Annotated in this window: 21 protein-coding genes; 16 read left to right on the top strand and 5 right to left on the bottom strand. The window is 68.6% G+C overall.

Features of this window, described 5'->3' with window-relative positions:
* The first annotated feature begins 17 nt into the window (after nucleotides 1-17).
* The gene (locus LVJ59_RS09805; RefSeq protein ID WP_232762856.1) at nucleotides 18-1,748 is read left to right on the top strand and encodes an AarF/ABC1/UbiB kinase family protein; all 1,731 of its coding nucleotides are present in this window, start codon (nucleotides 18-20) and stop codon (nucleotides 1,746-1,748) included.
* 137 nt (nucleotides 1,749-1,885) lie between these two features.
* Nucleotides 1,886-3,886, top strand: a complete 2,001-nt coding sequence (locus LVJ59_RS09800; RefSeq protein WP_232762855.1) for a BCCT family transporter — start codon at nucleotides 1,886-1,888, stop codon at nucleotides 3,884-3,886.
* Between the two features lie 4 nt (nucleotides 3,887-3,890).
* On the opposite strand, the gene LVJ59_RS09795 is transcribed toward LVJ59_RS09800, so the two are convergent.
* Nucleotides 3,891-5,429, bottom strand: coding sequence for an SDR family oxidoreductase (locus LVJ59_RS09795; protein WP_232762854.1), 1,539 nt, complete (start codon nucleotides 5,427-5,429; stop codon nucleotides 3,891-3,893).
* Between the two features lie 184 nt (nucleotides 5,430-5,613).
* Here LVJ59_RS09795 and LVJ59_RS09790 point away from each other — a divergent pair, with 184 nt between their 5' ends.
* Nucleotides 5,614-6,096 carry an SRPBCC domain-containing protein gene (locus LVJ59_RS09790; RefSeq protein WP_232762853.1) on the top strand — a complete coding sequence of 161 codons (483 nt, stop codon included), beginning with the start codon at nucleotides 5,614-5,616 and terminating at the stop codon, nucleotides 6,094-6,096.
* Nucleotides 6,093-6,410 (top strand): metalloregulator ArsR/SmtB family transcription factor, encoded by a 318-nt coding sequence (locus LVJ59_RS09785; RefSeq protein WP_232762852.1) that lies wholly within the window; start codon nucleotides 6,093-6,095, stop codon nucleotides 6,408-6,410. Before LVJ59_RS09790 ends, LVJ59_RS09785 begins: the two co-directional genes overlap by 4 nt.
* Before the next feature lie 139 nt (nucleotides 6,411-6,549).
* On the opposite strand, the gene LVJ59_RS09780 is transcribed toward LVJ59_RS09785, so the two are convergent.
* On the bottom strand, nucleotides 6,550-7,104 hold the full coding sequence (locus LVJ59_RS09780; protein WP_232762851.1) for a MarR family winged helix-turn-helix transcriptional regulator: 555 nt from the start codon (nucleotides 7,102-7,104) through the stop codon (nucleotides 6,550-6,552).
* Nucleotides 7,101-7,343 carry a hypothetical protein gene (locus LVJ59_RS09775; protein ID WP_131493104.1) on the bottom strand — a complete coding sequence of 81 codons (243 nt, stop codon included), beginning with the start codon at nucleotides 7,341-7,343 and terminating at the stop codon, nucleotides 7,101-7,103. The genes LVJ59_RS09780 and LVJ59_RS09775 overlap by 4 nt, the downstream gene beginning before the upstream one ends.
* A 130-nt stretch (nucleotides 7,344-7,473) precedes the next feature.
* On the opposite strand from LVJ59_RS09775, the gene LVJ59_RS09770 reads away from it, so the two are divergent.
* Entirely contained in the window at nucleotides 7,474-7,917 is a 444-nt protein-coding gene (locus LVJ59_RS09770; RefSeq protein ID WP_131493106.1) for a MarR family winged helix-turn-helix transcriptional regulator, read from the top strand.
* Nucleotides 7,918-7,985: 68 nt separating this feature from the next.
* Nucleotides 7,986-8,312, top strand: coding sequence for a hypothetical protein (locus tag LVJ59_RS09765; RefSeq protein WP_131493108.1), 327 nt, complete (start codon nucleotides 7,986-7,988; stop codon nucleotides 8,310-8,312).
* 149 nt (nucleotides 8,313-8,461) lie between these two features.
* Here LVJ59_RS09765 and LVJ59_RS09760 read toward each other — a convergent pair whose 3' ends face one another.
* Nucleotides 8,462-9,214 carry an SDR family NAD(P)-dependent oxidoreductase gene (locus LVJ59_RS09760; RefSeq protein WP_134352740.1) on the bottom strand — a complete coding sequence of 251 codons (753 nt, stop codon included), beginning with the start codon at nucleotides 9,212-9,214 and terminating at the stop codon, nucleotides 8,462-8,464.
* 132 nt (nucleotides 9,215-9,346) lie between these two features.
* Nucleotides 9,347-10,099 (bottom strand): GntR family transcriptional regulator, encoded by a 753-nt coding sequence (locus LVJ59_RS09755; RefSeq protein ID WP_232762850.1) that lies wholly within the window; start codon nucleotides 10,097-10,099, stop codon nucleotides 9,347-9,349.
* Between the two features lie 233 nt (nucleotides 10,100-10,332).
* Here LVJ59_RS09755 and ehuB point away from each other — a divergent pair, with 233 nt between their 5' ends.
* From ehuB to LVJ59_RS09705, 10 genes are all read left to right on the top strand, one after another.
* Nucleotides 10,333-11,226 (top strand): ectoine/hydroxyectoine ABC transporter substrate-binding protein EhuB, encoded by an 894-nt coding sequence (gene ehuB, locus LVJ59_RS09750; protein ID WP_232762849.1) that lies wholly within the window; start codon nucleotides 10,333-10,335, stop codon nucleotides 11,224-11,226.
* A 12-nt stretch (nucleotides 11,227-11,238) separates the two neighbouring features.
* The gene (locus LVJ59_RS09745) at nucleotides 11,239-11,958 is read left to right on the top strand and encodes an amino acid ABC transporter permease (RefSeq protein WP_153243373.1); all 720 of its coding nucleotides are present in this window, start codon (nucleotides 11,239-11,241) and stop codon (nucleotides 11,956-11,958) included.
* Entirely contained in the window at nucleotides 11,955-12,611 is a 657-nt protein-coding gene (gene ehuD, locus LVJ59_RS09740) for an ectoine/hydroxyectoine ABC transporter permease subunit EhuD (RefSeq protein ID WP_047522808.1), read from the top strand. Before LVJ59_RS09745 ends, ehuD begins: the two co-directional genes overlap by 4 nt.
* Nucleotides 12,595-13,386 carry an ectoine/hydroxyectoine ABC transporter ATP-binding protein EhuA gene (gene ehuA / locus LVJ59_RS09735; protein WP_081996992.1) on the top strand — a complete coding sequence of 264 codons (792 nt, stop codon included), beginning with the start codon at nucleotides 12,595-12,597 and terminating at the stop codon, nucleotides 13,384-13,386. The genes ehuD and ehuA overlap by 17 nt, the downstream gene beginning before the upstream one ends.
* 324 nt (nucleotides 13,387-13,710) lie before the next feature.
* Nucleotides 13,711-13,800, top strand: coding sequence for a potassium-transporting ATPase subunit F (locus LVJ59_RS09730; RefSeq protein WP_081996993.1), 90 nt, complete (start codon nucleotides 13,711-13,713; stop codon nucleotides 13,798-13,800).
* Complete coding sequence (kdpA, locus tag LVJ59_RS09725) at nucleotides 13,800-15,470, top strand: potassium-transporting ATPase subunit KdpA (RefSeq protein ID WP_232762848.1); 1,671 nt, start codon at nucleotides 13,800-13,802, stop codon at nucleotides 15,468-15,470. Before LVJ59_RS09730 ends, kdpA begins: the two co-directional genes overlap by 1 nt.
* Before the next feature lie 2 nt (nucleotides 15,471-15,472).
* On the top strand, nucleotides 15,473-17,629 hold the full coding sequence (kdpB, locus tag LVJ59_RS09720; RefSeq protein ID WP_232762847.1) for a potassium-transporting ATPase subunit KdpB: 2,157 nt from the start codon (nucleotides 15,473-15,475) through the stop codon (nucleotides 17,627-17,629).
* A 23-nt stretch (nucleotides 17,630-17,652) separates the two neighbouring features.
* Nucleotides 17,653-18,267, top strand: a complete 615-nt coding sequence (gene kdpC / locus LVJ59_RS09715) for a potassium-transporting ATPase subunit KdpC (RefSeq protein WP_232762846.1) — start codon at nucleotides 17,653-17,655, stop codon at nucleotides 18,265-18,267.
* 2 nt (nucleotides 18,268-18,269) lie between these two features.
* Complete coding sequence (locus LVJ59_RS09710; RefSeq protein ID WP_232762845.1) at nucleotides 18,270-20,774, top strand: ATP-binding protein; 2,505 nt, start codon at nucleotides 18,270-18,272, stop codon at nucleotides 20,772-20,774.
* Nucleotides 20,771-21,466, top strand: a complete 696-nt coding sequence (locus LVJ59_RS09705; protein WP_047522818.1) for a response regulator — start codon at nucleotides 20,771-20,773, stop codon at nucleotides 21,464-21,466. Before LVJ59_RS09710 ends, LVJ59_RS09705 begins: the two co-directional genes overlap by 4 nt.
* Nucleotides 21,467-21,470 lie beyond the last annotated feature (4 nt).

Here is a 21,470-nt window from a genome sequence, read left to right as displayed (position 1 = left end):
TGCGAAAGGGCCACACGATGACGGATGCTGCGGCACGGGGTGCCCACCGCGCCCGGTACCGCCGCATCCTGTCGTTCGCCGGCCGGGAGTTCCTCAAGATCTGGTGGTTCGAGCTCGTCCTCCCGCGCCTCGGCATGAGCAGGGTCGCCGAGCGCACACGCGGGCCACGGATGCAGACGTTCGCGCGCCGCTTCCACACGCTCGCCGTGGAACTCGGCGGACTCATGATCAAGGTCGGACAGTTCATGTCGTCGCGCCTCGACGTGCTCCCTCCGGAGATCACCAAGGAGCTCGAAGGGCTGCAGGACGAAGTCCCCGCCGTCCCCACCTCGGCGATCCGCGCGCTCGCCGAGGCCGAACTGGGCATCCCGCTTGAACGCGCCTACGCCTGGTTCGACGACACCCCGGTCGCGGCGGCCTCACTCGGCCAGGTGCACCGTGCCCGACTCTCCGCACTCGACGCGGCCGACACCGGCCTCGAAGACGTCGTGGTCAAGGTGCAGCGCCCCGGGATCGACGAGATCGTCGCCGTCGACCTCGCGGCGCTCCGTCGGGTCGCACGCTGGCTGACCCGCGTGCGCCTCGTCGCCGACCGCGTCGACGCGCCCGCGCTCGTCGAGGAGTTCGCCGAGACCAGCCGCGAGGAGATCGACTACCTGCACGAAGCCGCGAGCGCCGAACGGTTCCGCGAGAACTTCGCCGACGACCCCCGGGTCGGCATGCCGGAGATCGTGTGGGAGCGATCGACCCGCCGCGTGCTCACGCTGTCCGACGTCACCGCCATCAAGATCAACGACACGGATGCGCTGCGGGCCGCCGGCATCGACCCCGCCCAGGTCGCCGAGGTGTTCGCCGAGGTCATGTTCGACCAGGTCTTCACGCACAGTTTCGTGCACGCCGATCCGCACCCCGGCAACATCTTCGTCACGCCGACCTCTCCGACCCCGCCGACCACGCCGACGGCGGATACGACAGATGCGACGCCCGGCGGCTTCCGGCTCACGTTCATCGACTTCGGCATGATGGCCGAGATCCCGGCGAGCCTCCGCGACGGCCTGCGCACCCTCCTGATCGCGGTCACCGGCCGCGACAGCCGGGGCCTCGTCGCGGCGGCCCAGGAGATCGGGGTCCTGTTGCCCTCCGCCGACACCCGCGAACTCGAACGCGCCCTCACCGCCCTGTTCGCCCGGTTCGGGGGCATGGGTTTCGCCGAGCTCAGCAAGGTCGACCCCCGCGAGTTCCGTGACTTCGCGGAGGAGTTCGGCGACATGGTGCGCTCGCTCCCGCTGCAACTGCCCGAGAACATGCTGCTGCTGATCCGCGCCGTCTCGCTGACCTCGGGCATGTGCAGCAGCCTCGACCCCGCGTTCAACGTCTGGGACGCCGCCGAACCCTACGCCGGCCGTCTGCTGCGCGACGAGAGCGGCAACATCGTGCAGGCGTTCGCGAGCCAGGCGATGGACACGATGAACACGACCTGGCGCCTGCCGAAGCGCATCGACGACATCATCACCCGCGTCGACGACGGCACCGTCTCGTTCGACACTTCGCGCCTGGAACGCCGCCTCGATCGGCTCGAGGGCATCGCCCGGCGGATCGCCTCGGGCGTGCTCTTCGCGGCGATGCTCATCGGCGGTGCACTGCTCGTGCCGGCGGTGCCCGCGCTGGGCATCACACTGATCTGCGTCTCGGCGCTCCCCCTGCTGCACTCCCTGTTCGCCGGCGTCGGCCGACGGGGCCCGCGGTAGGCGCGGCACGCCCGAGAAACCCGCACCGTCGAGCATGCACTCGCGCCCCCGGAGGCCCGGCGCGCCGGGGATCGGGCGGATGTTCCGGCATATCGCACAATGAGGGGGCGGCGCCGCGCGTGACAGGATGGGATGCCATGGAGACCCCTGACGAGAAGCCCGATGAACGCTCCGCAGGAAAGACCCCTCCGAGCACCCGGACAGGCGCCGTCGGCACGGGCGTGAACCGACTGCCGGCCAAAGCCACCGAGACCGCCAAGAAGATCGTCCGCGACATCGCGGCGGTCCCCCCGCGCAGCGTCCATCCGGCGCTCGTCCCGGGCGTCTCGGTCGAGGAGACCGGTCGCACGTACCGCACCGACCCGCTCGTGTTCGGCGTGGCGGCGACCCTGACCCTCGCCTTCATCGCCTGGGGCGTGTTCGCGGGCGACAACCTCGCCGGCACCACCCGCACGGTCCTCGACTGGGTCGTCCAGTACTTCGGATTCTTCTTCACCACCATCGCCACCGTCATTCTGGTGTTCATGCTGTTCATCGGCTTCAGCCGCTACGGGCGCATCCCGCTCGGGCGCGACGACGAAGAGCCCGAGTACTCGATGTTCTCCTGGATCTCGATGCTCTTCGCCGCCGGGATGGGCATCGGCCTCGTGTTCTGGGGTGCCGCCGAGCCGCTCACCTTCTTCGAGAGCCCGCCGCCGGGCACGGTCGAGGCGAATACCCTCGACGCCATGCACACCGCGCAGACGCAGGTGCTGTATCACTGGGGCCCGCAGGCCTGGGCGTTCTATGCGCTCGTCGGTGGGGCGATCGCCTACGGCGCCTATCGCCGCGGCCGCACGCCCCTCATCTCCTCGATCTTCGCGCCGCTGCTCGGCGAGGGGCGCACGACCGGTCCGCTCGGCCGCACGATCGACGTCTTCTCGATCATCGTCACGCTGTTCGGCACGGCAGCGTCGCTGGGGCTGGGCGCTCTGCAGATCGGCCACGGCGTCGAGATCGTCAGCGGCGCAGGTCCGCTCGGCAACGGGGTCCTGATCGCCGTGATCGCCGTGCTCACGGCCTGCTTCATCGCGTCGGCCGTCTCGGGGGTCTCGAAGGGCATCCGCGCGCTGTCGAACATCAACGCGGTCGTCGCGCTCCTGCTCGCCTTCTTCGTGTTCTTCGTGGGGCCGACGCTGCTCATCCTCAACGTGATCCCGTCGGTCGCCGTGCAGTTCATCGGCGACCTCCCGCAGATGATCGGCCGCTCGGCATCGCAGGGCGAAGCGGCTGAGACGTTCCTGTCGGGCTGGACGATCTTCTACTGGGCGTGGTGGATCTCCTGGTCGCCGTTCGTCGGCATGTTCATCGCCAAGATCTCGCGCGGGCGCAGCCTTCGTCAGTTCGTCTCCGTCGTGATCGTGGTGCCGTCGGCCATCTCTCTCGTCTGGTTCGCGATCTTCGGCACCACGGCGATCCAGCAGCAGATGGACGGCGCGAACCTCACGGTCGACCCGCCGGAGGAAGTCCTGTTCGGCGTGCTCGAGAACCTGCCGTTCTCGCTCATCACGAGCATCATCCTCATCGTGCTGATCGCCATCTTCTTCGTCACGGGAGCGGATTCGGCCTCCCTCGTCATGGGCACGCTGTCTCAGCAGGGCAGGCCGGAGCCGTCGCGCTGGGTCGCCGTCGTGTGGGGTGTGCTGGTCGGAGCGATCGCCGCCGTGCTGCTCGTCATCGGCGAGGAGGGCAGTGGTCTGCGATCGCTGCAGAACGTCACGATCATCGCCGCGCTGCCTTTCGCGATCATCATGGGGTTCATGATGATCGCCTTCATGAAGGATCTTCGACGCGATCCGCTGATCCTTCGTGAGCGTTATGCCCGCGCGGCCGTCCGGCACAGCGTCATGGCCGGTCTCGAGGAGTACGGCGACGACTTCGCGCTCGTGCCGGTCGAGTACGACCACTCCGAGGACGACCTCGACTGGATCGACGAGTCGACCGTCGACGAGACGCTCGCCGAGGTGTACGAGGCCGCGACCGAGGCGATCGACATCATCCCGCCCGCCGAGGTGGATGCGGTCGTCGATGCGTCGATCACGGACCCGACGGCCGCCCCGGACCCGACGGCTGCCCCGGACCAGCCCCGCACGGACTGATCCGCTAGGACGCCTCCTCGGCGGCAGCGGTGATGCGGGCGGCCATCCCGGCGAAGATCAGCCCGTGGAAGGGCAGCACGGCGAGCCAGTACAGGCGTCCGCTCAGTCCGCGGGGGAAGAAGATCGCGCGCTGCTCGTAGCGCGCGCCTTCGCCGTCCGGCACCGCACGCAGCTCGAGCCAGGCCTCGCCGGGCACCTTCATCTCGGCGCGGAGGCGCAGCAGGGATTCGGCCTCGGTCCTCTCGACCGCTTCGACGCGCCAGAAGTCGATCGCGTCGCCGACCCTCGCCGCGGTGCGGCTCCGGCGGCCGCGACGCAGGCCCACGCCACCCACGATCCGGTCCATGAACCCCCGCACCGCCCAGAGCAGTGGGGAGGAGTACCAGCCGTTCTCGCCGCCGATGCCCAGGATCACGCGCCACAGCTCTGCCGCGGAGGCGCGGGTGGCGACGGACCGCGAATCCGTGAACACCGTGCGTCCGGCCCAGTCCGGGTCGCTCGGCAGCGGGTCACTGGGCGCGCCCGACACTTCCGAGTCCTGCCAGCTGGTCTCGATGCTGTCACCGCGCACCCGTCCGAGCGCGAGGTCGACCGCACGCCGATACGGGGTCAAGCCGTCTTCGGGCCGCGGGATGAGCTCGTCGACCGCGTGGTCCTTCATGATGCACTCGTTCTGCAGCGATGCCACGAGCGGACGGGCGATCGAGCGCGGCACCGGCGTCACCAGGTTCACCCAGTGCGAAGCGAGCCCCGGCGTGAGCACGGGGAGGGCGGCGATGGCGCGCTGCCGGAGCCCGGCTTCGACGGCGTAGCCGTTCATCATCTGCCCGTAGCGCAGCACGTCCGTCCCGCCGATGTCGACGGCGCGGTTCACATCGGCGTCGACGCGCGCTGCCCCGAGCAGGTAGTGCAGCACATCGCGGACGGCGATCGGCTGGATGCGGTTTCGCACCCACTTCGGCGCCGGCATGTACGGCAGCACATCGGTGAGGTGGCGGATCATCTCGAACGACGCCGACCCCGAGCCGATCACGACGCCCGCCTGCAGTACGAGCGTCGGCACGCCGGACCGCAGGAAGATCTCCCCCACGCGCACACGCGAGCGCAGGTGCGGCGATAGCTTCGCGTCGTCGGGGTGCAGTCCGCCGAGGTACACGATCCGGCCCACATCTGCCCGCGCTGCGGCCTCGGCCACCGTCGTCGCCGCCCGCTCATCGCTCTCCTCGAAGCCCTTGCCGGCGGACATCGAGTGGATCAGGTAGTACACGACGTCGACGTCGTCCATGGCCGTGGCCACGGCATCCGCATCATCCGCCGAGCCTTCGACGATCTCGCAGTCGCCGCCCCAGGGGAAGGAGGCCGCGCGCGCGGCGTCACGCGCCAGGACCCGCACCCGGTAGCCCGCGTTCAGCAGCCGCGGGGTCAGGCGTCCGCCGATGTAGCCGGTCGCCCCGAGCACGAGGGCGCGCGGGGCGGAGCCGTCGTCGCGGGGTGCGGCGCGCAACGCCTCTTCACGGCCGGTGGGGTGGGTGAGTTCGGGCATAGGTCGAGCGTAGGTCGCCCCCGCGTCCGGTGGAACGGGGTTGCGGGGCGTCGTGGCGACCGGTACGGGCACAAGCCCCTATTGCAACGCAAGGGTTGCGTTTCCGCCCCGCAACATGCAACTCTGAAGTTGCAGTCGGCCGACCGGCCGACGGAACCTGCAGGAAACGCCGAAAGGAACCATCATGGTGAACATGACCCACAACGAGGCATCCGTCGTCGACGAGGAGACCTTCTCCGTTCGGCGGACCATCCTGATCGCAGCACCCGCCGACAAGGTCTGGCGGGCTGTGGCCGAGCCGGAGCACATCTCCCGGTGGTTCGGGCGCACCGTGCTCGACGGCACCGGGGTCGGCGCGACCGGCACGATGACCTTCCCCGACTACGACGTGATCCCCCTGCGGATCGAGGAGTACGACGAGCCGCGGCGCATCACCTACCGCTGGAACAACGACGACGCCCTCGGTGCATTGCCCGACAGCATCGACGAGACCACCTCGACGGTCTTCACCTTCACGCTCGAAGAGGCCGAGGGTGGCACGCGCCTCACGGTCGTCGAGAGCGGCTTCGAGCGCACGTCCGACCCGCGCGCCAACCTGGAGTCGCACCGCACGGGCTGGGACCTGGAGCTGGACAAGATGGTCACCCTGGTGGAAGGCGAAGCATGACCGCAGCAACCCTCCTGCCCATGCTCTCGGCGCTCGCGGACGAGACGCGCTGGCGCATCCTGACGGAGCTCGGGGAGGCGGAGGCGTCGGCATCCGCTCTCGCCGGGCGCCTTCCGGTGTCCCGTCAGGCGATCGCGAAGCATCTCGCCGTCTTGCAGGAGGTCGGTCTCGTCGAGCCCGTGCGGGTCGGCCGCGAGGTGCGCTTCCGCGTCGTCGGCGCCGAGCTCTCCGCCACCGCTGCGAAGCTCGACGTGATCGGGCGCGAGTGGGACCGCCGCCTCGCCGCGATCAAGGAGATCGCGGAGGGGCTGTAGGCGCTCGGGCTGTCGGGCTGTCGGGCTGTCGGGCCACCTTCCCCGCGGACGAAACGCCAGATGTCGGATGCTTCGGGCAGGCGCGTCCGACATCTGGCGTGTCGGCGGGGTTGAGTGTCGGGCGGGCGGCGACGGCGGGTCAGCGCGCGGGGCCCGTGTCCTTCTCGTCGCGGATGGCGTCGCGCAGCTCCTGGTCGAGGTCGGAGGCCTCTTCGATCGCCGCCGTCATGCCGGCGAGGAACCGCGTGACCACCGCACGTTCGTCGTCGGACAGCTCGTCGACCAGGGCGAGCATGCGTCGATGCATGGCACCGAGGGTCGCGCGGACCTCTTCGTCGCTGCTCACGGTCGGCACCACGACTCCCGCGCGGCGGTCGGTGGGGTGGGGTTCGCGTCGGACGTGTCCGCCCTTCTCGAGCCGGTCGATGAGAGTGGTCGTCGAAGCCGTGGAGATGTCGAGCATCTTCGCGATGTCGATCGGGCGGACGATGCGGCCCGCCCGCTGCTCCCGGAGCAGGAAGCGCAGTGCCATCAGGTCGGTCTCGTTCATTCCCATCGATGCGCGGGTGCGTGCGCGCATCGCGGTCTCGGCCGCCCGGTAGCGCCGCAGCATGTTCAGCACGTCGACGGTGCTGATGTTCCCGCCGTCGGGGTACCAGTATCCGGAGCGCGTGTACTCCTGGGGCTCGCTCATGACGCCACCACCTCTCCGTCGGCCTCGGGGAGGGACTCCCGTTCGAGCATCTCCACCGCTCCCGCGGCGACGCCGACGGGGACCACGAGCAGGAACCCGCCGGTGATCGCGTCGTTCTCCGCCACGATGATCTGCTCGATCCTGTCGCGAGGAATCCCGGGGAACCGGCTCTGCAGGTGCTCGAGCAGGCTCGCATAGCCGATGAACTTCTCGTCCTCGAGGGTGACCGGGTCGACCATGGGTTCCTTTCGCGCGGTGAGTCAATCCTCTCATCGTGGGAGGGTGCCGGCGACGACCGAATTCCCTAGTTCGTCAGGTAATAAGGCTGCCGAGGTAACATGGGCACCTGGGCCGTGGGGGAGGTGCGCAATGGGGAATGGTCTGGACGTCGTGGCATCGGAGCTCGCCCGCGATGTCGAAGAGTTCCGGCGGGCCGAGGCTCAGCTGCGTCGACGGCTGGCGGCAGCGCGTCAACCCAATGAGACGGATCGCTCGGCCATGCGCATCATCGCGTCGGCTCCGGTCGATGCCCCGGTCACGCCCGGCGAGCTGGCCGCTCAGCTCGGGGTGAGCACGGCGGCCGTCACCTCCGTCGTGCGCCGGCTCGCCGAGCGCGGTCAGGTGGTCGTGGCCGTCCATCCGGACGACGCGCGTTCGAAGATCATCCGTCCGTCTCTTCGCGATCTGCACTCTCCTGCCGACGAGATCTCTCGCCGCATCGAGCGGGTGGAGAGGGAGTTCGCACCCGAGCAGCTCGCCGCGATCTCGCTGTTCCTGCGGCGCCTCGCCCGCGAGCTCGAAGGCATCGAATAGGCCCGACTTCCATTTAGCTAGTTAAACTAGTAATCTAATTCCTGTACGAAATACGGGAAGGGGACGTCATGGGTCTGCTCAGCTACGCCGGAGAATCGAAGGTCATCGAGATCGACGACCCGCTGCTCGCGCATCTCCGACTCGTCGCCGTGACGAAGCTCCGCCGGGGCGAGTCCTTCCCGCTCACGCTGCGTACGACGGAATCGACCATCGAGACCCTGTGGATGCACGCGTCGATTCCGGTGCGCTTCGTGGTGGACGACGAGCGTGAGCTCCAGCGGCCGTTGCTGGTGAAGATGATGGCTGCCGCGAGTTCGGCGAACGGGCTGGACCTCACGGATCCCGACTTCGCCGCGTCGTTGCCGTCTGCGGCGCCGATGCACGCGGTCGCCTGAAAGCTCGCCTCCGTCGTCTTCGCGCTCCTGGGCAAAGCAGCGCGAAGACCGGACGGAGGTGTGTGGCGGTGTCACCGGGGGGTGACGACATCGCCACTCTTGGCATCCGGCCGCCCGGAATCGGGTCCTGGCGGCCGGATGCCCTTCGCTCAGAGGGCGGTGTATCCGCCGTCGACGAGGTGGTAGCTGCCGGTGATGAAGCTCGCGGCGTCACTGGCGAGGAACGCGATGAGGTTCGCGACCTCGTCGGCCTGGCCCAGTCGGCCGATCGGGTGCTTGCTCACGAGGAACTCCTTCGCCTCGTCGCCCATGTTCGCGAGCAGCGGGGTGTCGATGAAGCCGGGGCCCACCGAGTTCACGCGCACCCCCTTCGCCGAGTACTCGAGCGCTGCCGACTTGGTCATGCCGACCACGCCGTGCTTGGCGGTGACGTAGGCGGGCGAGCCGGCGAACCCGACGCTTCCCAGGATCGAGGCGATGTTCACGACCGATCCGCCGCCGTTCGCGAGGATCGACGGGATCTGCGCCTTCATGTTCCGGAACACGGCGTTGAGGTTGATCGCGATGACCTTGTCCCAGGCGTCGTCCTCGTACTCCGCGGTCGGGGCGCTCGCGCCGCCGATGCCGGCGTTGTTGACCCCGATGCGCAGCGGAGCCAGGGAGTTGGCGGTCTCGATGGAGGAGGCGATCCAGGCGGCGTCCGTCGCATCCCCCACGGAGGCCTCCGCCGTGCCACCGGCCGCGCGGATCTCCTCGACGACCGCGTTCGCGTGCTCGGCATTCAGGTCGTTGACCACGACCGCTGCCCCGTTCTTCGCCAGCAGGAGAGCGGTCGAGCGTCCGATTCCGCTGCCTGCTCCCGTCACGATCGCCGAGCGGTTCGAGACGTCGTACTGAGCCACGAGAGACTCCACTTCCGGGCGGGCACGGTGCCGGGAGATCTTCTCGGACGGTCCGTCCTTCCTTCCACCCTACGCCTTCACGACCGGGGTGGATTCACGTGAATGGAAATGTCTCCGTGTGGAAGGTGCCGGTCAGGCGTCGGCCACGTCGATCCTGCTGAGCGTGGGCGGTGCCAGGATCGCACCCGTCTCCACGGTCTCGACATCGCGCCGGCCCGTGAGGCGCGCGACCGCATCGTCGAACTGCTCGTCGAGCGCGGCCAGTGCGCCCGGTGCGTCGTGGTGCGACAGCGCATCGATCAACGCCTGATAGGTGGGCGAGACGGAGGCGGGCACCGCATAACCTTCGTCGGCACTGAAGCTCGCGATCCGCGTCTGGAGCGCGAGCGTCATCATCGCGCGGGAGAGCCGAGGGCTCTGCGCGGCGTTCACGAGGGCCTGATGGAACGCGATGTCCGCGTCGCCGATGCCGAGTGCGTCCGCGCGGGTGCTCGCCTGCCTCAGCTCGGCCAACGCGCTCTCGAGCTGCTCCGCCGCCGGAAGCCGGTTCTTCACGATGAGGCGCACGGCTTCGCACTCCACGGCCCGACGCTCGGTGTAGAGGTCGGCGATGCCGTCGACCGGGATCACGCTCACGCGCAGGCCCCGACCCGGAAGTGCTGTCAGTGCACCCTCCTGCACGAGTCGCTGCGCCGCCTCGCGCAGGGGACCGCGGCTCACGCCGAGTTTCGCGGCGATGTCCACCTCGCCCAGGGGGCTGCCGACGGGCAGCGCGCCGGAGAAGATCGCCGACCGGAGTTCGGCCGTGATCAGGTCGACCGTCGAAGGCCGTGCCATGCGGAAGACCGCGCCGGGCATCCCGTTCGGGGCGGGCGTGAGTGGCATGAGCGCTCCTGAGTCGATCGTCGGTGACTCCATTCTGCATCCGACGCGTGTCGGCGCCCGACACGTGTCCGCACGGGCCGGGCACCCCACCATAACGAGTTTGTATAAATGTAGACAATCCGACAGTCTGAATGTGCACAAACGGTCGATCCGGCATAACGTGGCCGTCGGCCCGGGACCGGAGAACGGTCTCGCCCGCCCAACCGCACGCCCGATATCGAAAGAGGAACCGTATGCCCTCCACCCGAATTCATCTGCGCGCCGGCGCCGTCGCGGCCTCCGCCGCGCTCGTCGTGACTCTGGCCGCCTGCTCGTCGTCCGGCACGGACGAGGAGAGCGGCTCGACGCTCGAGCAGCTGCAGAACGACGGGAAGATCACCGTCGCGATCGCCGACGAGCGTCCGTACTCGTGGGTCGAGGGCGGCGAGCCCACCGGCGCGACCATCGCCATGCACCGCGAGATCTTCTCGAACATGGGGATCGACGACGTCGAGGTGGTCGAGGTCGACTGGAACTCGCTGATCCCCGGACTCAAGGCCGGCCGCTTCGACGCGATCAGCGCCGGGATGTCGATCCTGCCCGAGCGCTGCGAGGAGGCGGCGTTCAGCGATCCCGAGATCATGTACACCACCACGCTGATGGTGCCCGAGGGCAACCCGCGCGGTCTCACCGACCTCGACTCGGTCGTCGACGACCCCGACGTCACGCTCGCCGTGCTCGGTGGAGGGATCGAGAGCGGATACGCCGAGAAGCTCGGCATCTCGAACACGGTGTCGGTGGACAACGCGCAGTCCGGCATGGACCTCGTCGCCAACGGGCGCGCCGACGCCTTCGCGATGACGGCGATCTCGCTGAACTGGATGGCGGACAACAACCCGGACGCCGGCGTCGAGACGACCGAGGCGTTCGTCCAGGAGATCGACGGCGTGCCGCAGATCGGTGCCGGGTCGACCGTGTTCCGCACCGGCGACACGGAGCTCCTCGACGCATACAACGAGCAGCTCGCCTCCATCACGGGCGACGAGCAGGCCTACCTCGACCTCGTCGGGGAGTACGGCTTCACCGCGGAGAACCTCCCGCCGTCCGACCTGACGACCGCCCAGCTCTGCGCGGGCGAGCTCGGCTGAGGCCACCGGCGAATGGACAATCTGTCCGCGTTGTGGGCGGCTCTGCCCGCGATCGGCGGCGGCGTGCTCGTCACGCTCACGCTGACCGTGGGCGGGGCCCTCCTCGCGCTCATCGTCGCGGTGGTGCTCGGCCTCTCGGTCCGTGCCGAGAACATCGTCATCCGGGGCACCTCGCGGGTGATCATCGAGTTCTTCCGAGGCACTTCCCTGGTCGTGCAGCTGTTCTTCCTCTTCTTCGTGCTGCCCCAGCTCGGCGTCTCGATCTCCCCGATCGCGTGTGGCATCCTCGGCCTCGGCCTCAACTACGGTGCCTACGGTGCGGAGGTCATCCGCGGCTCGATCAACTCCGTCCCCACCGGGCAGTGGGAGGCGACCACCGCCTTGAGCATGACCCCTGCACACCGGATGCGCCGGGTCATCTTCCCGCAGGCCTGGGCGCTCATGATCCCCTCTCTGACGAATCTGCTCATCCAGTTGCTCAAGGGCACCGCGATCGTCGGGTTCATCACGCTCATCGACCTGACCGTGGCGCTGGACCGCCTCCGCATCCAGACCGACACCTTCTTCTACGGCGTCGTCGGCATGGTGCTCTACTTCGTGATCGCCTACGCGCTGACCCTCGTGATGAACGCCCTGGAGGTGCGCGCGAAGCACAAGCTCGGGCGCGGGGAGTCGCTGGCCGAGACCCTGCGCTTCCGCTCGCCCGTCACCCGAGGGGAGACCGCCGCATGAACGGACCCGTCTGGAGCTGGGACACCGCCTGGGCGGCGCTCCCGCACCTGCTCGAGGGCTTCTTCACGGTCACCCTCGTCGTCACCCTGGCCGGGAGCGCGATCGCCGCCGTGCTCGGCCTCGTGATCGCCGTCGTGCGCCGCAGTGCCCCTCGACCCGTCGCTGCGAGCGTCGGCTTCCTGGTGAACTTCATCCGGATGACCCCGATCGTCATCCAGCTGCTCTTCGCCTACTTCGCGCTGGTGACCGTGGATCCGCTGACCATCGGCATCGCGGTGTTCGGCATCCACTACGCGACCTACATGGCCGAGGTCTACCGTGCTGGCATCGAGTCCGTCCCGCGCGGGCAGTGGGAGGCTGCCACCGCCCTGAGCATGTCTCGCCCGCGCACCTGGACCGCCGTGGTGCTCCCGCAGGCGATCAGGGCGACCGTCCCCTCCCTGGGCAACTACGTGATCTCGATGCTGAAGGACACCCCGTTCCTCATCGCCATCACCGTGGCGGACATGGTCAGCAACGCCCTGGAGTTCGGCGGGAACAGCTTCCGCTACCTCGAGCCCATCACGCTCGCCGGTGTGATCTTCTTCCTCGCCAGCTACCCCGCATCCGTCCTCGTCCGCAGATTGGAGAAGCGCCTTGAATACGCCTCCTGAGAACTCCCGTCCCGCCATCCGCTTCGACGCGGTGCACAAGCGCTACGGCGACCACGTCGTGCTCGACGGCCTCACCTTCGACGTGCAGCAGGGCGACCGGGTCACGCTCATCGGACCGAGCGGTTCGGGCAAGACCACGATCCTCCGTCTGGTGATGACGCTGGAAGAGGCCGACGGCGGATACATCTTCATCGACGGGGAGCCGCTCACGCACGTCGAACGCGGCGGCAAGCGGGTGCCGTTGCGGGAGAAGCACCGCAACGAGGTGCGCAAGCGCATCGGCATGGTCTTCCAGCAGTTCAACCTGTTCCCGAACATGACCGTGATGGAGAACCTCATCGAGGCCCCCGTGCACGTGCTCGGCATGTCGAAGGCGGCGGCCACCGCGAAGGCCACCGACCTGCTGCAGAAGGTCGGCCTCGCGGACAAGGCCGACGCCCATCCGCTGCAGCTCTCGGGTGGCCAGCAGCAGCGGGTCGCCATCGCCCGTGCGCTCGCGATGGACCCGGAGATCCTGCTGCTGGACGAGGTCACCAGCGCTCTGGATCCCGAGATCGTGGGGGAGGTGCTCGGCGTGCTGCGCGACGTCGCCGAGACGACCGACATCACCATGCTCATCGTCACCCACGAGATGCAGTTCGCCCGGGACGTCTCGAACCGCGTGCTGATGTTCGATCAGGGCAGCATCGTCGAGGAGGCCGACCCCGAGACGATGTTCTCCGCGCCGCGCGAGCAGCGCACGAGGGACTTCCTCTCCGCAGTGCTGAGCGACTGAGCCTCGAGCTCGCCTCCCCCTCCCGCTCCTCGCGTCGTCGACGCGAGGAGCGCTCTCCCGGTGGAGGACGAGGAGGCGGCGATCCGACGATCCTGTGAGCGCCCCGTGAGGGTCGCCGGGATCGTCGTATGGGTTCCGTAAGGGCGGTCAAAGCAGGGGCACCGAGGGGTGTTGTATCGGGTGTTGCGTCCTCGAGACGCGCGGTCGCCGCCCGGCGATCGCCGCAGCCTGAATGGAGCTCTCTGTGCTTGACCTCGTCTACGTGCTGGGCGTGATCGTCCTGTTCGTGACCGTCGGCCTCGTCGGGAAGGCGGTGGAGAAGCTGTGATCGTGTTCGAGCTTCTCGCGACCGTGCTCGGCGTCGCTGCTGTCGTCTACCTGGTGTTCGCCCTCGTGAAGCCGGAGCGTTTCTGATGGAGTGGGGCTTCCTCATCGCGAGCGTCGCCACCCTCGCCCTCGCCCTCGCCCTCGTCTACAGGCCCGTCGGCGACTACATGGCCTGGACCTTCACGACGACGAAGGACTGGGGTGTCGAGCGCGGCATCTACAAAGTCATCGGCGTCGACCCGAAGCGCGAGCAGTCCTGGCAGGCATATCTGCGTTCGGTTCTCTCCTTCTCGATCGTGGGCGTCCTGCTGCTCTTCGCGCTCCAGCGTACGCAGCAGTGGCTGCCGTACGCCCTCGGCAACGAGAACGTCGAGTCGGGGGTGGCGTTCAACACCGCGATCTCCTTCGTGACCAACACGAACTGGCAGGCCTATTCGGGTGAGGCGCTGTCGTACACCGTGCAGTTCGCCGGTCTCGCGGTGCAGAACTTCGTGTCGGCAGCGACCGGAATCGCCGTCGCGATCGCGCTCGTGCGCGGCTTCGCATACCGTCGATCCGGCGTCATCGGCAACTTCTGGGTCGACCTCGTCCGCGGTACCTTCCGCATCCTGCTCCCGCTGTCGATCGTCGCGGCGATCGTCCTGATCGCCGGCGGCGTCGTGCAGAACTTCAACGGCTACGTCGATGTGAGCACGGTCTCCGGTGGCACGCAGACGATCCCCGGTGGTCCCGTCGCCTCTCAGGAGGCGATCAAGGAGATCGGCACGAACGGCGGCGGCTTCTACAACGCGAACGCATCCCACCCCTTCGAGAACCCCGCGGCGTGGACGAGCCTGCTGCAGTGCTTCCTGATCCTGCTGATCCCCTTCTCCCTGCCGCGGACATTCGGCAGGATCGTCGGCGACAACCGTCAGGGATACGCGATCCTCTCCGTCATGGGAACGCTGTTCCTCGCGTCGACCTTCGCTCTCGCGGCGTTCGAGTTCGCGGGCCGCGGTTCGGCTCCGGAACTCGCCGGCGCCGCGATGGAAGGCAAGGAGGCGCGGTTCGGGCTCGTGCAGTCGGTGCTCTACGCGTCGACCACCACGCTCACCTCGACGGGGTCGGTGAACTCGATGCACGACTCCTATACGGCTCTCGGCGGGATGATGCCGATGGTCAACATGCTGCTCGGCGAGATCGCACCCGGTGGTGTGGGCGCCGGCCTGTACGGGATGCTCATCATCGCCGTGATCGCCGTCTTCGTCGCCGGCTTGCTCGTCGGCCGCACGCCGGAGTACCTCGGGAAGAAGATCGGGCCGCGCGAGATGAAGCTCGCGAGCATGTACATCCTCGTGATGCCGATCCTCGTGCTCGGGGGCGTCGCCCTCAGCTTCGCGATTCCCGCGCTCCGCGGCAGCATCATCGACGAATCGCTCGCGAACAGCGGTTCGCACGGCCTCTCCGAGGTGATCTACGCGTTCGCCTCCGCAGCGAACAACAACGGATCCGCCTTCGCGGGCCTGACCGCGAGCACGCCGTGGCTGACGGCGGCACTCGGTGTCGCGATGCTCCTCGGACGGTTCCTGCCGATCGCCCTCGTCCTGGCCCTGGCCGGTTCGCTGGCCGCGCAGGACAAGGTCCCCGCCACGGCGGGCACGCTGCCGACGCATCGACCGCTCTTCATCGGTCTCACCGTCGGCACCGCGGTCCTGGTGACCGCACTCGTCTTCTTCCCCGTTCTCACGCTGGGTCCCCTGGCGGAAGGGCTGCTGTAACCATGTCCACCATCACGCACACCCCGTCGCCCGAGACATCGGAGGCGACCCCACCCGCACCGCGCAAGACGCTCACCTGGGCGCAAGTGCGAGCCGCTCTCCCGGGCGCGCTGCGCAAGGTCGACCCGCGCGCGCAGTGGCGCAATCCCGTCATGTTCATCGTGTGGGTCGGCGCCGCCCTCACCACGCTGCTCGCCGTCGCCGAGCCCTTCCTGGGCGGCCCCGCGACGTCGGGTGGCAGCAGCGTCCCGTGGTCCTTCACCTGGATCATCGCGGTGTGGCTGTGGCTCACGGTCGTCTTCGCCAATCTGGCCGAGTCGATCGCCGAAGGACGCGGCAAGGCGCAGGCTGACACGCTGCGCAAGACCCGTACCAGCACCACCGCCCACCGCGTCGACGACTATGACCCGGCGAACGACGGTTCTGCGGAGGCCGCGCGCATCTCCGACGTCTCCTCCGCGGATCTCCGCCTGGGCGACACGGTCGTCGTGTCCGCCGGTGAGCTGATCCCCGGCGACGGTGACATCGTGTGGGGCATCGCGAGCGTCGACGAGTCCGCGATCACCGGCGAGTCCGCCCCCGTCGTGCGCGAATCCGGGGGAGATCGGTCAGCGGTCACCGGCGGCACGCGCGTGCTCTCGGATCGCATCGTCGTGCGCATCACCTCGAAACCGGGGGAGACGTTCGTCGATCGGATGATCGCTCTCGTCGAGGGGGCCGCGCGCCAGCGCACCCCCAACGAGATCGCGTTGAACATCCTTCTCGCGTCGTTGTCGATCGTGTTCGTGGTGGTCGCGCTCACACTGAACCCGATCGCCTCCTACCCGGCGAGCCCCGCGAGCATCACCGTTCTCATCGCGCTGCTCGTCTGCCTCATCCCGACCACGATCGGTGCCCTCCTGTCCGCCATCGGTATCGCCGGCATGGATCGCCTGGTGCAGCGCAACGTCCTCGCGATGTCCGGTCGCGCGGTCGAGGCCGCGGGCGACGTCACGACACTGCTGCTCGACAAGACGGGCACGATCACGTACGGAAACCGCCGTGCGAGCGCGTTCGTCCGCATCGACGGCGTCCAGGAGCGAGAGCTCATCGAGGCGGCCGCGAAGTCGTCGCTCGCCGACCCGACGCCCGAGGGCAAGTCGATCGTCGACCTGGCACGTGCCGAAGGCGTCGACGTCGAGGCGGATGCCGGCGGTGAGATCGTTCCGTTCACGGCTCAGACCCGCATGTCGGGACTGGACCTCGACGACGGGACGCAGATCCGCAAGGGCGCGGGCAGCGCCATCACCGCCTGGCTGGAGGAGGACGGCGCGCGTCTGCCGAGCAGCGAACTCGCCGAGCTGGACGAGCACGTCCAGCACATCTCGCAGTCCGGCGGGACGCCTCTGGTCGTCGCCGTGAAGGCGGCCGACGGTCGTCGCCGGGTGCTCGGCGTCATCCACCTGAAGGACATCGTCAAGGAGGGGCTGACCGAGCGGTTCGCCGAACTCCGCGCGATGGGCATCCGCACCGTCATGGTCACCGGTGACAATCCGCTGACGGCCGCGGCGATCGCCAAGGAGGCGGGAGTCGACGACTTCCTCGCCGAGGCGACGCCTGAGCAGAAGCTGGCGTACATCCGCAAGGAGCAGGACGGCGGCAACCTGGTGGCGATGACCGGCGACGGCACCAACGATGCGCCCGCGCTCGCGCAGGCCGACGTGGGTGTGGCGATGAACACGGGAACGTCGGCCGCGAAGGAAGCCGGCAACATGGTCGACCTCGATTCCGACCCGACGAAGCTCATCGACATCGTCGCGATCGGGAAGCAGCTGCTCATCACGCGCGGCGCACTGACCACGTTCTCGATCGCGAACGACATCGCGAAGTACTTCGCCATCATCCCGGCCATCTTCATGGGCGTCTTCCCGCAGCTCGCGGTGCTGAACGTCATGGGGTTGCACTCTCCGGCATCGGCGGTGCTGTCCGCGGTGGTCTTCAACGCCATCGTGATCGTCTTCCTCGTGCCGCTCGCCCTGCGAGGAGTGAAGTACCGCCCCCTCAACGCCTCGAAGATCCTCGGACGCAACCTCGCCGTATACGGACTCGGCGGCATCATCACACCCTTCATCGGCATCTGGCTCATCGACCTGCTCGTGCGCCTGATCCCCGGCTTCTGATCTGACAAGGAGATCGCACACTCATGAACGCTGGAACACGCAGCGGCGGCCGCACACTGTGGGTCGCGGTTCGCGCGATGCTCATGTTCACCGTGGTCCTCGGCATCGGCTACACCCTGCTCATCACCGGCATCGGGCAGCTCGCATTCCCCGCACAGGCGAACGGCTCAGCCCTCGTCTCGAAGGGCGGGGACGTCGTCGGATCCTCGCTGCTCGGTCAGTCGTTCACCGACGAGGAGGGCAACCCGCTTCCGGAGTACTTCCAGAGCAGGCCGTCGGCGGCCGGCGACGGCTATGACGGCACGGCGTCGTCCGGCACCAACCAGGGGCCGGAGAACGAGGACCTCGTCGCGGCGATCGCCGAACGCAAGGTGCAGATCGCCGAGTTCAACGGGGTCGACGAGTCCGCGGTACCCGCAGACGCGGTGACCTCGTCGAGTTCCGGCCTCGACCCCCACATCAGCCCGGCCTACGCGCAGATCCAGATCGCCCGTGTCGCCGACGCGCGCGGGATATCGGAGGACGAGGTCGCCGCGGCGGTGGAGGCCGCCACGAGCGCTCCCAACCTCGGGTACCTCGGGGAGTCGGTCGTCAACGTCGCCGAGCTCAACCTCGCACTCGACGAGTCGGCAGGTTGAGCATGACTCGGGGGCGGCTTCGTGTGCTGCTCGGCGCCGCCCCCGGCGTCGGCAAGACCTACACCATGCTCGAAGAGGGGCGCCGACTCCTCGCTGAGGGCAAGGACGTCGTCATCGGCATCGTCGAGACGCACGGCCGTGCGGCCACCGCGACCATGACCGACGGGCTCCCGGCGATCCCTCGGATGAACGTGGGGCACCGCGGCGTCGAACTCGAGGAGATGGATCTCGCTGCGCTCTTGACCCGTGCGCCCTCCGTCGCGCTCGTCGATGAGCTCGCCCACACCAACGCACCCGGCTCCCGCAACGAGAAGCGCTGGGAGGACGTCGAGGAACTCCTCGCCGCGGGTATCGATGTGATCTCCACGCTCAACATCCAGCACATCGAATCCCTCAACGACGTCGTCGAACAGATCACCGGCGTGCCGCAACGCGAAACCGTACCCGACAACGTGCTGCGCAGCGCCGATCAGATAGAGGTCATCGACCTCGCCCCGCAGGCGCTTCGCGACCGTCTCTCCGGCGGATTCGTCTACCCGGCCGAACGCATCGACGCCGCGCTGTCGAACTACTTCCGCCTGGGCAACCTCACCGCGCTTCGCGAGCTCGCCCTCATCTGGCTGGCCGATGAGGTCGACCAGGCGCTCAAGGGGTATCGCGCTGAGCACGGCATCGACAGCACCTGGGAGGCGCGGGAGCGCGTCGTCGTCGCCCTCACCGGAGGAGCGGAGGGGGAGACCCTTCTGCGGCGCGGATCCCGGATCGCGGCGCGGTCGGCCGGCGGCGAGCTGATGGCCGTGCACATCACCAGCCAGGACGGCCTGCGCGCGGCGAACCCGGTCGTGCTGACGGAGCAGCGCGCCCTCGTCGAGAAGCTCAACGGCACCTACCATCAGGTCGTCGGCGAGGACATCCCGACCGCCCTGGTCGAGTTCGCACGATCCGTCAACGCCACCCAACTCGTGCTCGGTGCCAGTCGGCGCGGACGCTTCACGGCGGCGTTCACCGGCCCGGGCATCGGCGCGACCGTCGTGCGCGAGTCCGGTGACATCGACGTGCACATGGTCAATCACTCCGCCGCAGGTCGTCGCTTCGCGCTGCCGCCGCTCACCGGGGCGCTGACCCGCAAGCGCCGCGTACTCGGCTTCCTCGTCGCGCTCCTCGGCGGCCCGCTGCTGACGTTCTTCCTCAGCTTCTTCCGCAGCCCCGAATCGATCACGACCGATGTGCTGAGCTACCAGCTGCTCGTCGTGATCGTCGCGCTGGTCGGCGGTATCTGGCCGGCGCTGTTCGCCGCCGTCCTGTCCGGGCTCACCCTGGATTTCCTCTTCGTCGAGCCCCTCTACACGATCCACATCCACGAGCCGCACCACCTGCTGGCGCTCGTCCTGTACGTCATCATCGCGAGCATGGTCAGCTTCATCGTCGATCGCGCCGCCCGATACACGCGCGCCGCGCGGCGGTCTGCCGCCGAGTCCGAGCTGATCCAGACGATCGCCGGCAGCGTGCTCCGCGGCGAGAACGCGATACAGGCGCTCATCGACCGCACGCGGGAGGCGTTCCACCTCGCGGGAGTCCGTCTGATGCGTGGCGACGAGGTCATCGCGCGCGCCGGGGAACCCCTGGCGGACAACCGCCACACCGACATCCGCATCGGTGACCACGCTGTGCTCGAACTCCACGGGGGCGATGTGGCAGCGTCCGAGCGTCGACTGCTGGCGGTCATGACCGCTCAGCTCGCCGCGGCGCTCGAGCACCAGCGCCTCGAGAGAACCGCGAAGGAGATCGAGCCGATCGCGGCCTCGGACCGTGTGCGCGGAGCTCTGCTCTCGGCGCTGAGCCATGACCTGCGTCGCCCGCTCGCCGCTGCTGCCGCCGCCGTCGGCGGCTTGCGCGCTGCGGGACCCGATCTGGACCGGCGCGACAAGCAGGAGCTGCTCGACACCGCGGACGAGAGCCTCACCGCGCTCGCGACGCTGGTGACGGATCTGCTCGATGTCAGCCGCCTCCAGACCGGGGTGCTCGCGATCGCCGACATCCCGACCGATCCGGCCGAGGTGATCGCCCCCGCTCTCGACGAACTCCAGCTCGGTCCCACGGACGTCACGCTCGCGCTCCATCACGGGGACGCGGTGGCGCAGGCGGATCCGGTGCTGCTGCAGCGTGTGGTCGTCAACCTGCTCACCAACGCCCACCGGCACTCCCCTCCGGACGTGCCCGTGCACGTCAGCACCAGCACTTTCGGTGATCACCTCGAGATCCGTATCATCGACCGCGGGCCCGGTGTCCCGGCCGAGAAGCGCGACGACATCTTCGTCCCGTTCCAGCGCCTCGGTGACACCGACAACTCGTCCGGTCTCGGGCTCGGCCTCGCGCTCTCCCGCGGCTTCGTCGAAGCCATGCACGGGACGCTCACCCCGGAGGACACCCCCGGCGGCGGACTGACCATGGTCATCGCGCTGCCCGCCACCATGCCCGCACCCGGCACATCGGAGGAGACCGAATGAAGATCCTCATCGCAGACGACGACCCGCAGATCCTGCGCGCGCTCCGCATCACCCTCACGGCCAAGGGATACGACGTGGTCACGGCATCGGACGGCGCTGCGGCCATCGCCGCGGCCATCGACCACCACGCAGACCTGTTCCTCCTCGATCTGGGTATGCCGAAGCTCGACGGGATCGAGGTGATCCACGGAATTCGCGGATGGTCCGCGGCGCCGATCCTCGTCGTCTCGGGGCGGGCGGGTGCCTCCGACAAGGTCGAGGCGCTCGACGCCGGCGCCGACGACTACATCACCAAGCCTTTCGCCGTCGAGGAGCTCCTCGCCCGGATCAGAGCCCTGACCCGCCGGGTGCCCCAGGAAGAAGCACTTCCCCTCGTCCGGCTCGGCGACATCACCATCGATCTCGCCGCACGCAGCGTCTCCCGCGAGTCCTCCGACGGCAACCGGCAGATCCGGCTCACCCCGACGGAGTGGCAGATGATCGACATCCTCATCCGCAACGCCGGCAAGCTCGTCACCCGGCAGACACTCCTCACGGCCATCTGGGGCAACGAGCACATCGAAGACACCGGGTACCTGCGTCTGTACGTGTCGCAGCTCCGCAAGAAGCTCGAGGACACGCCGTCGGAGCCGGTGCACATCATCACCGAGCCCGGGATGGGGTACCGCCTGCTGGGCCTGACGGTCGACTGACCCT

Origin of the sequence: Microbacterium sp. KKR3/1, assembly GCF_021272365.1 — a bacterium.
Taxonomy (GTDB): domain Bacteria; phylum Actinomycetota; class Actinomycetes; order Actinomycetales; family Microbacteriaceae; genus Microbacterium; species Microbacterium aurugineum.
This window is presented reverse-complemented; position numbering and strand designations above follow the sequence as displayed.

Excerpts from the sequence above, each read along its gene's own strand:
- LVJ59_RS09805 (WP_232762856.1), top strand. The coding sequence starts at position 18 with ATGACGGATGCTGCGGCACGGGGTGCCCACCGCGCCCGGTACCGCCGC.
- LVJ59_RS09800 (WP_232762855.1), top strand. The coding sequence starts at position 1,886 with ATGGAGACCCCTGACGAGAAGCCCGATGAACGCTCCGCAGGAAAGACC.
- LVJ59_RS09795 (WP_232762854.1), bottom strand. The coding sequence starts at position 5,429 with ATGCCCGAACTCACCCACCCCACCGGCCGTGAAGAGGCGTTGCGCGCC.
- LVJ59_RS09790 (WP_232762853.1), top strand. The coding sequence starts at position 5,614 with ATGGTGAACATGACCCACAACGAGGCATCCGTCGTCGACGAGGAGACC.
- LVJ59_RS09785 (WP_232762852.1), top strand. The coding sequence starts at position 6,093 with ATGACCGCAGCAACCCTCCTGCCCATGCTCTCGGCGCTCGCGGACGAG.
- LVJ59_RS09780 (WP_232762851.1), bottom strand. The coding sequence starts at position 7,104 with ATGAGCGAGCCCCAGGAGTACACGCGCTCCGGATACTGGTACCCCGAC.
- LVJ59_RS09775 (WP_131493104.1), bottom strand. The coding sequence starts at position 7,343 with ATGGTCGACCCGGTCACCCTCGAGGACGAGAAGTTCATCGGCTATGCG.
- LVJ59_RS09770 (WP_131493106.1), top strand. The coding sequence starts at position 7,474 with ATGGGGAATGGTCTGGACGTCGTGGCATCGGAGCTCGCCCGCGATGTC.
- LVJ59_RS09765 (WP_131493108.1), top strand. The coding sequence starts at position 7,986 with ATGGGTCTGCTCAGCTACGCCGGAGAATCGAAGGTCATCGAGATCGAC.
- LVJ59_RS09755 (WP_232762850.1), bottom strand. The coding sequence starts at position 10,099 with ATGCCACTCACGCCCGCCCCGAACGGGATGCCCGGCGCGGTCTTCCGC.
- ehuB (WP_232762849.1), top strand. The coding sequence starts at position 10,333 with ATGCCCTCCACCCGAATTCATCTGCGCGCCGGCGCCGTCGCGGCCTCC.
- LVJ59_RS09745 (WP_153243373.1), top strand. The coding sequence starts at position 11,239 with ATGGACAATCTGTCCGCGTTGTGGGCGGCTCTGCCCGCGATCGGCGGC.
- ehuD (WP_047522808.1), top strand. The coding sequence starts at position 11,955 with ATGAACGGACCCGTCTGGAGCTGGGACACCGCCTGGGCGGCGCTCCCG.
- kdpA (WP_232762848.1), top strand. The coding sequence starts at position 13,800 with ATGGAGTGGGGCTTCCTCATCGCGAGCGTCGCCACCCTCGCCCTCGCC.
- kdpB (WP_232762847.1), top strand. The coding sequence starts at position 15,473 with ATGTCCACCATCACGCACACCCCGTCGCCCGAGACATCGGAGGCGACC.
- kdpC (WP_232762846.1), top strand. The coding sequence starts at position 17,653 with ATGAACGCTGGAACACGCAGCGGCGGCCGCACACTGTGGGTCGCGGTT.
- LVJ59_RS09710 (WP_232762845.1), top strand. The coding sequence starts at position 18,270 with ATGACTCGGGGGCGGCTTCGTGTGCTGCTCGGCGCCGCCCCCGGCGTC.
- LVJ59_RS09705 (WP_047522818.1), top strand. The coding sequence starts at position 20,771 with ATGAAGATCCTCATCGCAGACGACGACCCGCAGATCCTGCGCGCGCTC.